Origin of the sequence: Streptomyces sp. NPDC001093, assembly GCF_040298985.1 — a bacterium.
In the GTDB taxonomy this organism is placed as follows: Bacteria; Actinomycetota; Actinomycetes; order Streptomycetales; family Streptomycetaceae; genus Streptomyces.
This window is the reverse complement of sequence record NZ_JBEPBF010000112.1, coordinates 25,427-34,169: the sequence shown is the minus strand read 5'-3', so window position 1 is coordinate 34,169 and position 8,743 is coordinate 25,427. Positions and strand designations below refer to the sequence as shown.

At 73.0% G+C, this 8,743-nt stretch carries 8 protein-coding genes; 2 read left to right on the top strand and 6 right to left on the bottom strand.

Annotated features, from left to right (window positions below; genetic code table 11):
• The coding region (locus ABT288_RS37705) for an ROK family protein (protein WP_351617904.1) at positions 1-923 on the bottom strand (923 nt) is incomplete at its 3' end.
• A gap of 260 nt (positions 924-1,183) precedes the next feature.
• Here ABT288_RS37705 and ABT288_RS37700 point away from each other — a divergent pair.
• A complete protein-coding gene (locus ABT288_RS37700; RefSeq protein ID WP_351617902.1) occupies positions 1,184-2,233 on the top strand; it encodes a LacI family DNA-binding transcriptional regulator in 1,050 nt (349 codons plus the stop codon).
• Between the two features lie 7 nt (positions 2,234-2,240).
• Positions 2,241-3,020 (top strand): hypothetical protein, encoded by a 780-nt coding sequence (locus ABT288_RS37695; protein ID WP_351617899.1) that lies wholly within the window; start codon positions 2,241-2,243, stop codon positions 3,018-3,020.
• On the opposite strand, the gene ABT288_RS37690 is transcribed toward ABT288_RS37695, so the two are convergent.
• The 5 genes from ABT288_RS37690 to ABT288_RS37670 form a co-directional block, all read right to left on the bottom strand.
• The gene (locus tag ABT288_RS37690; RefSeq protein ID WP_351617897.1) at positions 2,966-4,567 is read right to left on the bottom strand and encodes a serine/threonine-protein kinase; all 1,602 of its coding nucleotides are present in this window, start codon (positions 4,565-4,567) and stop codon (positions 2,966-2,968) included. The genes ABT288_RS37695 and ABT288_RS37690 overlap by 55 nt on opposite strands.
• A 122-nt stretch (positions 4,568-4,689) precedes the next feature.
• Positions 4,690-5,988, bottom strand: a complete 1,299-nt coding sequence (locus ABT288_RS37685) for a DUF6986 family protein (RefSeq protein WP_351617894.1) — start codon at positions 5,986-5,988, stop codon at positions 4,690-4,692.
• 184 nt (positions 5,989-6,172) lie between these two features.
• Complete coding sequence (locus tag ABT288_RS37680) at positions 6,173-7,135, bottom strand: electron transfer flavoprotein subunit alpha/FixB family protein (RefSeq protein ID WP_351617891.1); 963 nt, start codon at positions 7,133-7,135, stop codon at positions 6,173-6,175.
• Positions 7,136-7,188: 53 nt separating this feature from the next.
• Positions 7,189-7,974 (bottom strand): electron transfer flavoprotein subunit beta/FixA family protein, encoded by a 786-nt coding sequence (locus ABT288_RS37675; RefSeq protein ID WP_351617888.1) that lies wholly within the window; start codon positions 7,972-7,974, stop codon positions 7,189-7,191.
• Positions 7,975-8,191: 217 nt separating this feature from the next.
• On the bottom strand, positions 8,192-8,701 hold the full coding sequence (locus tag ABT288_RS37670) for a flavin reductase family protein (protein WP_351617885.1): 510 nt from the start codon (positions 8,699-8,701) through the stop codon (positions 8,192-8,194).
• Positions 8,702-8,743 lie beyond the last annotated feature (42 nt).

The following is an 8,743-nucleotide window of genomic DNA, read 5'->3' as shown; positions in this document are numbered from 1 at the left end:
GGGGCCAGCGCGGCGGCCGCCGCGCCGACCAGTCCCGCGTCCGTACCCATCTGCGCGGGCACGACCCTCAGGCGCTGGACGAAGGACAGGGTGGCGTAGTCGGTGAGTGCCTTGCGCAGGGGGGTGAAGAGGATGTCCCCCGCGTTGCCGACGCCGCCGCCGATCACGGCGATGTCGATCTCGACCAGGGTGGCGGTGGCCGCGATACCGGCGGCCAGGGCCTGTGCCGCGCGCTCGAAGGAGGCCACGGCGACCGAGTCGCCCTCGCGGGCGGCGGCGGCCACGGCGGCGGCGGAGGTGTCGCCGTCGGGACCGGGACGCCAGCCCTGGTCCAGGGCGCGGCGGGCGATGTTCGGCCCGCTCGCGATCCGCTCCACACAGCCGCGCGAGCCGCACGGGCACGGGTCGCCGTCGAGGTCGACGCTGATGTGACCGATGTGACCGGCGTTGCCGGTCGGCCCGGGGTGCAGCCGGCCATTCAGGACCAGGCCGCCCCCGACGCCGGTCGACACGACCATGCACAGCGCGTTGTCGTGGCCCCGCGCGGCCCCCTGCCAGTGCTCGGCCGCCGTGATCGCGACGCCGTCGCCGATCAGCTCGACCGGGAGCCCGCCGGTGGCCGCGCGCACCCGCTCGACCAGCGGGAAGTCCCGCCAGCCCGGGACGTTCACCGGACTGACCGTGCCCGCCGAGGCGTCCACGGGGCCGGCGCTGCCGATGCCGATGGCGCCTGCGCGTTCCCACAGCGGCGATCCGGCGAGGTCGTCGAGCACCTCCGCGACGGCCCGCATGACCGTGTCGCCGTCCTGCTGCGCGGGCGTGCCGCGCTGGGCCCGTGCCAGGATCCGTCCGTCGCCGTCCACCAGCGCGCCGGCGATCTTGGTACCGCCGATGTCCAGGGCCGCCACGAGGTCGGTGTGCATCAGAGTCAGATCTCCCCGTTGAAGCTTGAGAATCAAAGAGACGCGGGCCGGTCACACGGTGGGGCGCAGGCCGACAGACGACGGTGGACAGTGTCTCGCGCATCTGACAACGTTGTCCAGGCTCTATGCTCGACGCCACATCCTCATACGAACCACGGATCGGCGCATCACCGGGGTGCACCACCGTGTGCGCACCTTCGCACCACCCCCTACGCACCGGCTCCGTGGCCGAGCCGGACGACAGGACAGGACGCCGCATCGTGCCCGAGACCACCCGCCGCACAGACAGCCTTTCCGGCACCCGTTACGGCAACCGCCCGACCATGAAGGACGTGGCGGCGCGGGCCGGGGTCGGCCTGAAGACGGTCTCCCGGGTGGTCAACGGCGAGCCCGGTGTCACCCCGGACACCGAACGCCGGGTGCAGGAGGCGATCGACGCGCTGGGCTTCCGCCGCAACGACAGCGCCCGGGTGCTGCGCAAGGGCCGTACGGCGAGCATCGGGCTGGTTCTGGAGGACCTCGCCGACCCCTTCTACGGCCCGCTCAGCCGCGCCGTCGAGGAGGTGGCCCGCGCCCACGGCGCCCTGCTGATCAACGGTTCCAGCGCCGAGGACCCGGAGCGCGAGCAGGAGCTGGCGCTGGCCCTGTGCGCACGGCGGGTGGACGGTCTGGTGATCATCCCGGCCGGGGACGACCACCGCTATCTCGAACCGGAGATCAGGGCGGGTGTGGCGACCGTGTTCGTGGACCGTCCGGCCGGGCGCATCGACGCCGACGTGGTCCTCTCCGACAACTACGGCGGCGCCCGGGACGGCGTCGCCCATCTCATCGCGCACGGCCACCGCCGGATCGGCTTCATCGGCGACATGCCGCGCATCCACACCGCGGCCGAGCGGCTGCGCGGATACCGGGCGGCCATGGAGGACGCGGGGATACCGGTCGAGGACGCCTGGATGTCCCTCGGGCAGACGAACCCGGAGCGGGTGCGCCGAGCGGCGGAGGAGATGCTCTCCGGTCCCGAGCCCGTCACCGCGATCTTCGCGGGCAACAACCGGGTGACGGTCACCGTGATCCGGGTCCTGGCCGAGCAGCCCCGCCCGGTCGCCCTCGTCGGCTTCGACGACATCGAGCTGGCCGATCTGCTCCAGCCGGGCGTCACGGTCGTCGCCCAGGACTCGGCAGCCCTGGGCCGTACCGCCGCCGAGCGGCTGTTCCGTCAACTGGACGGCGGGCTCGTCGCACCGGAGCGCATCGAGCTGCCCACCCGGCTGATCACGCGCGGCTCGGGCGAGCTGCCGCCGGCCGACTGAGCCGCCCGTGACCGGCCGCACCCTGGCGGAGCTCGGCCTCGCCGACGCTCCCCGCGACCATCCGCTGACCTATCCCGGCGCCTGGCCCACCGACTCCGGACTGCTGCACGGCGACCGCATGTTGCCGCTGGAGCGCCTGGTGTACGACGACCGGGTGCCGGTGCTCGCCGTCGGCTCCAACGCGTGTCCGGGCCAACTGCGGTACAAGATGGCCGAGTCCGGGATCGGCTCGCCCGTGCCGATGGTGCGGTCGCGGGTGTCCGGGCTCGGCGTGGGCGTCTCGGCGCACGTCAGCCGCCTGGGCTATGTCTCGGCGTCTCCGGTCAAGTCACCGCGGGAGTCGAGGGAGTTGTTCGTCATCTGGCTGGACCGGCGCCAGCTGGAGGTGATCGACGCCAGCGAGCCCCACTTCCGGCGGGCCTGGCTGCCCGCGCCTCAGGTGCGGATCGAGCTGCCGGACGGTTGCGCGCTCACCGGGGCGTACGCCTACGTCAACCGGCACGGCGTGCTGCGCAACGGCACCGGTGCGCCGCGCCGCCATCCCGGCGACCAGCGGATCCTGCTCACCGAACTCCTCGCGGGGTCCGCTGCGTTACGCGCGCTGTTCGGCGTCACGCCGGAGGAGTTCTGCGCGCGGGCCCGCCGCGACCCGGGGCTGTGCGCGCGCGGCACTCGGCTGTTCGCCGAGCAGAAGTGGGTGACGGAGTCGGGTTTCGAGCCGTACGCCGACGGTCAGCAGACCGGGAGCCCGGGCACCGGTTCGTCGTTGTTCCCGCCCTTGAGGTAGACGTCGCTGACGTAGACGCCGGTGTTGCCGCTGTCGTCGTCGGTCTTCGCCCACCACACGTTCGTCCACCGGCCGTAGGTGTCCCGGCGGCCCGGATTCGCCTGGCAGTAGAAGTAGTCGGTGCCCGCGTTCAGGGTCCCGGCCGGGGTGCCGGAGGCCGTGTAGGACGTGGCGGTGTGCCAGACCCGGCAGTCGTACTTGCCGCCGCCGACGGCCCGGCAGGCGGCCGCCGGCCCTGAGGCTGTTCCCGAACTCCCGGTCGGGACGGGGCCGTTGGAGGACCTGCTCTCGCTGCCGCGCCCATGCGACTTCTTCGGCTGGGTGGACCACCCGGTGCCGGCCCGTTTGGTGGCCGCGACCCCGGAACGGGAAGCGGCCGGTGCGCTCTTCGGCGCTCCCTGGTCGTGCACCAGGGCGACGGTGGCCCCGGCCGCGCCGAGGACGACGGCGACGGCTTCGGCGGCGAGGAGTGCGCGGCTCCTGCGGCGGGGCGAGCCGGTTGCCGTGCTCATGGGCCCGGTGGGGGCGCCGGGGGCATGGGCGGACGCCTGCCCGGCCGGGCCCGGCTGCGGCGGGCCGAAGCCCGGCGGCACGGGCGGCGCGGTGCGTTGCGTCGGTTCGGGGGTACGGGGCGGCGTCGGGCGCAGGAGGGCCGTCGGCACGTCGGGGGTCCGCGCCTGAGCCACCCGGCGCAGCGCCTCGCCGGCCTCCTCGGCGTCCGGGCGGGCGTCCGGGCGCTTGTCCATCAGACGCCGCAGGACCGGCGCGAGCGGCCCCGCCCGGTGGGGTTCGGGCAGCGGCTCGGAGACGATCGCGGTGAGCGTCGAGTAGGTGGACGTACGGCGGAAGGGCGCGGCGCCCTCGACGGCCGCGTACAGGGTGGCGCCCACGGCCCAGACGTCGGCGGGCGGGCCCGGCGCGGCGCCCTGGGCGCGCTCGGGGGCCAGGTAGTCGAGGGAGCCGACGAGTTCGCCGCTGCGGGTGAGACGGGTGGCCGAGCCGTCGCCGGGGTCGTCCATCGTGGCGATGCCGAAGTCGGTCAGGACGACTCGGCCGGAGCGCTCGAGGAGGATGTTGCCGGGTTTGACGTCGCGGTGCAGGACGCCGGCCCGATGGGCGGCGGCCAGGGCGTCCGTCACCGCCGCGCCGATGCGCGCCGCCTCGTACGGGTCGAGGGTGCCGCGCTCGCGCAGGACGTCGTCGAGGGAGGGCCCGTCGACCAGTTCCATGACGATCAGGGGGCGTCCGTCGACCTCGGTGACGTCGTGCACGGCGACGACGCCGGGGTGACGGACCCGGGCGGCGGCCCGGGCCTCGCGCTGCATGCGCAAGCGCAGTTCGGACAGTTCCGGTCCGGCCGTGTCGGTGTAGGTGCGCAGCTCCTTGACCGCGATCTCGCGGCCGAGGACCTCGTCCACGGCCCGCCAGACCACGCCCATGCCGCCGCGCCCGAGCCGCGCGGTGACGCGGTAGCGCCCGGCCAGCAGCCGGCCGGCCCCGTCGTCCGTGTGCCCGTACTCCTCCGGTCCCTGCTCCCCCGAAGACACCGCCGCCCCGTTCCTGTGCCGTCCCGTGTCGCGTCCGCCTGGCCGATGCGTGGCGTCCAGCGTACGGGGGCGGCGGTGCCGGCGTACTCCCCCGGCGGGGGGCTGTGACCGGCCCGCGACCTCTACTTCGCGGAGGCCGTCAGGTCACCGCGCCGGGGTGCGGCGAAGCCCTCCAGGTCGGTGCGGGTCAGGCCGGTGAGGCGGGCGACCTCGGCGATGTCGAGGGCGCCGCAGTCCAGTCCGCGCAGCAGATAGCCGCTGAGGGCCTTGGCGGTGGCGGGCTCGTCCATCACGTCGCCGCCGGCCCGGTTGGCGTAGCGGGCGAGGCGGGCGGCGGCCTGTTCGAAGCCCTCGCGGTAGAAGGCGAAGACGGCGGCGTAGCGGGTCGGGATGTGGCCGGGGTGCATGTCCCAGCCCTGGTAGTAGGCGCGGGCCAGGGCGCGGCGGGTGAGGCCGTAGTGCAGGCGCCAGGCGTCGTGGACCTTCTCGGTGGGGCCGACGGGCAGGACGTTGGTCGAGCCGTCGGAGACGCGCACCCCGGTGCCCGCGGCCGCGACCTGCATGACCGCCTTGGCGTGGTCGGCGGCCGGGTGGTCGCTGGCCTGGTAGGCGGCGGAGACGCCGAGGCAGGCGCTGTAGTCGAAGGTGCCGTAGTGCAGCCCGGTGGCGCGGCCCTCGGCGGCCTGGATCATCCGGGCGACGGTGGCGGTGCCGTCGGTGGCGAGGATGGACTGGCTGGTCTCGATCTGGATCTCGAAGCCGAGGCGGCCGGCGTCCAGGCCGTGCACCTTCTCGAAGGCCTCCAGCAGCCGCACGAACGCGGTGACCTGCTCGGGGTAGGTCACCTTGGGCAGGGTGAGGACCAGGCCGTCGGGCAGGCCTCCGGACTCGATCAGGCCGGTGAGGAAAACGTCGAGGGTGCGGATGCCCCGGTCGCGTACCGCCGCCTCCATGCACTTCATGCGGATGCCCATGTACGGGGCCGCCGTGCCGTTCGCGTACGCGTCCGCGATCAGCCGGGCCGCGCGGGCCGCCGCCCGGTCCTCCTCGGCGTCGGGGCGGGGGCCGTAGCCGTCCTCGAAGTCGACGCGCAGGTCTTCGATCGGCTCGCGTTCCAGCTTGGCGCGGACGCGGGAGTAGACGGGCTCGGCGAGCTCGTCGGACAGGCCGAGGACCGCGGCGAGGGAGGCGGCGTCCGGAGCGTGCTCGTCGAGGGCGGCGAGGGCCTGGCCGCCCCAGGAGCGGATGGTGTCGGCGGCGAAGGCGTCACCGGGAACGTAGACGGTGTGGACGGGCTGCCGGGTGCCGGGATCCCCGGGGTAGCGGCGCTCCAGCTCCGCGTCGACCGGCGCGAGGGAGGCGCTGATCTCCTCGCTGACGGCACCCGCGAGGCTCGTCGCCACCTTCTCCTGCTGACCCATCCCACACCCTCCAATTTTCCGCTGTACGGAATCAACAATCCGTAGAATGAAGTTATCCGGGAGGTTCTTGCTGGTCAACACCCCGTCCGGAGCCTGGTCGGGCGCCCGGCGGATCGTCACCAGGATGCACCGAGGCCCCGGTGACCGCGTCGGTCACCGGGGCCTCGGGTGTGCCGGGTGAGGCTCAGCCCTTGCGGGTCTTGATCTCCTCGGTCAGCTGCGGGACGACGTCGAACAGGTCGCCGACCACACCGAAGTCGACCAGCTCGAAGATCGGGGCCTCGGCGTCCTTGTTGACGGCCACGATCGTCTTCGAGGTCTGCATACCGGCACGGTGCTGGATGGCGCCGGAGATGCCGTTGGCGATGTACAGCTGCGGCGAGACCGACTTACCGGTCTGGCCGACCTGGTTGGTGTGCGGGTACCAGCCGGCGTCGACGGCGGCACGCGAGGCACCGACGGCCGCGCCGAGGGAGTCGGCCAGCGCCTCGATGATCGAGAAGTTCTCGGCGCCGTTGACGCCACGGCCGCCGGAGACCACGATCGCGGCCTCGGTCAGCTCCGGACGGCCCGTCGACTCACGCGGCGTACGCGCGGTGACCTTCGTGCCGGTCGCCTGGTCCGAGAAGGAGACGGACAGGGCCTCCACCGCACCCGCGGCCGGGGCGGCCTCCACGGCGGCCGAGTTCGGCTTGACCGTGATGACCGGAGTGCCCTTGATGACGCGGGACTTGGTGGTGAAGGACGCGGCGAACACCGACTGGGTGGCCACCGGGCCCTCGTCGCCGGCCTCCAGGTCGACGGCGTCGGTGATGATGCCAGAGCCGATGCGCAGCGCCAGGCGGGCGGCGATCTCCTTGCCCTCGGCGGAGGAGGGGACCAGCACGGCGGCCGGGGAGACGGCCTCGTAGGCGGCCTGCAGGGCGTCCACCTTCGGCACGACCAGGTAGTCGGCGTACTCGGAGGCGTCGTGGGTGAGGACCTTCACCGCGCCGTGCTCGGCGAGGGTGGCGGCGGTGTCGGCGGCGCCGGCACCCAGCGCGACGGCGACGGGCTCGCCGATGCGCCGGGCCAGGGTCAGCAGCTCGAGGGTGGGCTTGCGGACGGCACCGTCCACGTGGTCGACGTAGACGAGGACTTCAGCCATGGGATTGCTCTCCTGCGTAACGAAGTTGAGGGGCGGTCAGCGGGGGCGAGCCCTTAGATGAACTTCTGGCTCGCGAGGAACTCAGCGAGCTGCTTGCCGCCCTCGCCCTCGTCCTTGACGATGGTGCCGGCCGTGCGCGCCGGGCGCTCGTTCGCGACCTCGACCTTGGTGAACGCGCCGTCCAGGCCGACCTCCTCGGCCTCGATGTCCAGGTCGGACAGGTCCCAGGACTCCACCGGCTTCTTCTTGGCCGCCATGATGCCCTTGAAGGACGGGTAGCGCGCCTCGCCCGACTGGTCGGTCACGGAGATGACGGCCGGGAGCTGCGCCTGAAGCTGCTCGGACGCGGCGTCGCCGTCGCGGCGGCCCTTGACCGTGCCGTCCTCGACGGAGACCTCGGACAGGAGGGTGACCTGCGGGACGCCCAGGCGCTCGGCGACCAGCGCGGGGACGACACCCATGGTGCCGTCGGTGGACGCCATACCGGAGACGACCAGGTCGAAGCCGGCCTTCTCGATCGCCTTGGCCAGGACCAGGGAGGTGCCGATGGCGTCGGTGCCGTGCAGGTCGTCGTCCTCGACGTGGATGGCCTTGTCGGCACCCATGGACAGGGCCTTGCGGAGCGCGTCCTTGGCGTCCTCGGGGCCGACGGTCAGGACGGTGACCTCGGCGTCGTCCGCGTTCTCCGCGATCTGGAGGGCCTGCTCGACCGCATACTCGTCCAGCTCGGAGAGCAGACCGTCCACGTCGTCGCGGTCGACGGTCAGGTCATCGGCGAAGTGCCGGTCGCCAGTGGCGTCGGGCACGTACTTCACAGTGACAACGATCCTCAAGCTCACGCCGGCTCTCCTACTGCATCGTCATTTCCGGGCTGCCTCTTGCAGGCAGCATAGGCGCCTCAAGCGGCCGATCCCGGTCGGGGCGTCCGCGCGCTCCGACCGAAATATTACTCGTCAGTACACCCAGTTCATGCCCGCTAAGCAAGCGCTTTGAACTGTGACCTTCGCAACGCAGCGTAACCGGAACTCGACGCGCGCGCAGGAGACGACGGCGTGATCAATCCCGCAGGCCGTTGAAGCGGCCCTGGTGGTAGAGGAGGGGGCGGCCCGCGCCCGTGGGGTCGCCCAGGACGACCTCGGCGAGCACGATCCGGTGATCACCGGCCGGGACCCGGCCGACGATCCGGCAGACCAGCCAGGCGAGCACGTCGTCGAGCACCGGTACGCCTTCCGGGCCCTCGCGCCAGGCCGTCGGCGCGCCGAAGCGGTCCGCGCCGCTGCGGGCGAAGGTGGCGGCCAGCTCACTCTGGTGCTCGCCGAGTATGTGGACGCCGACGTGGTCCGTCTCGGCTATCGCGGGCCAGCTGGAGGCGCCCGTACCGATGCCGAAGGAGACGAGCGGGGGCTCGGCGGAGACCGAGGTGAGGGAGGTGGCGGTGAACCCGACCGGGCCGGAGGCACCACGCGCGGTGATCACCGCCACACCGGCGGCGTGCCGGCGGAAGGTGGAGCGCAACAGATCGGGAGAGGCGAGCTGAACAGTGCCGAGGTCGGGCGAGGCCGTCATGGAGTTGTCCTTCTGCTGGAGGTCGCGATCTGGGCAGTCGGG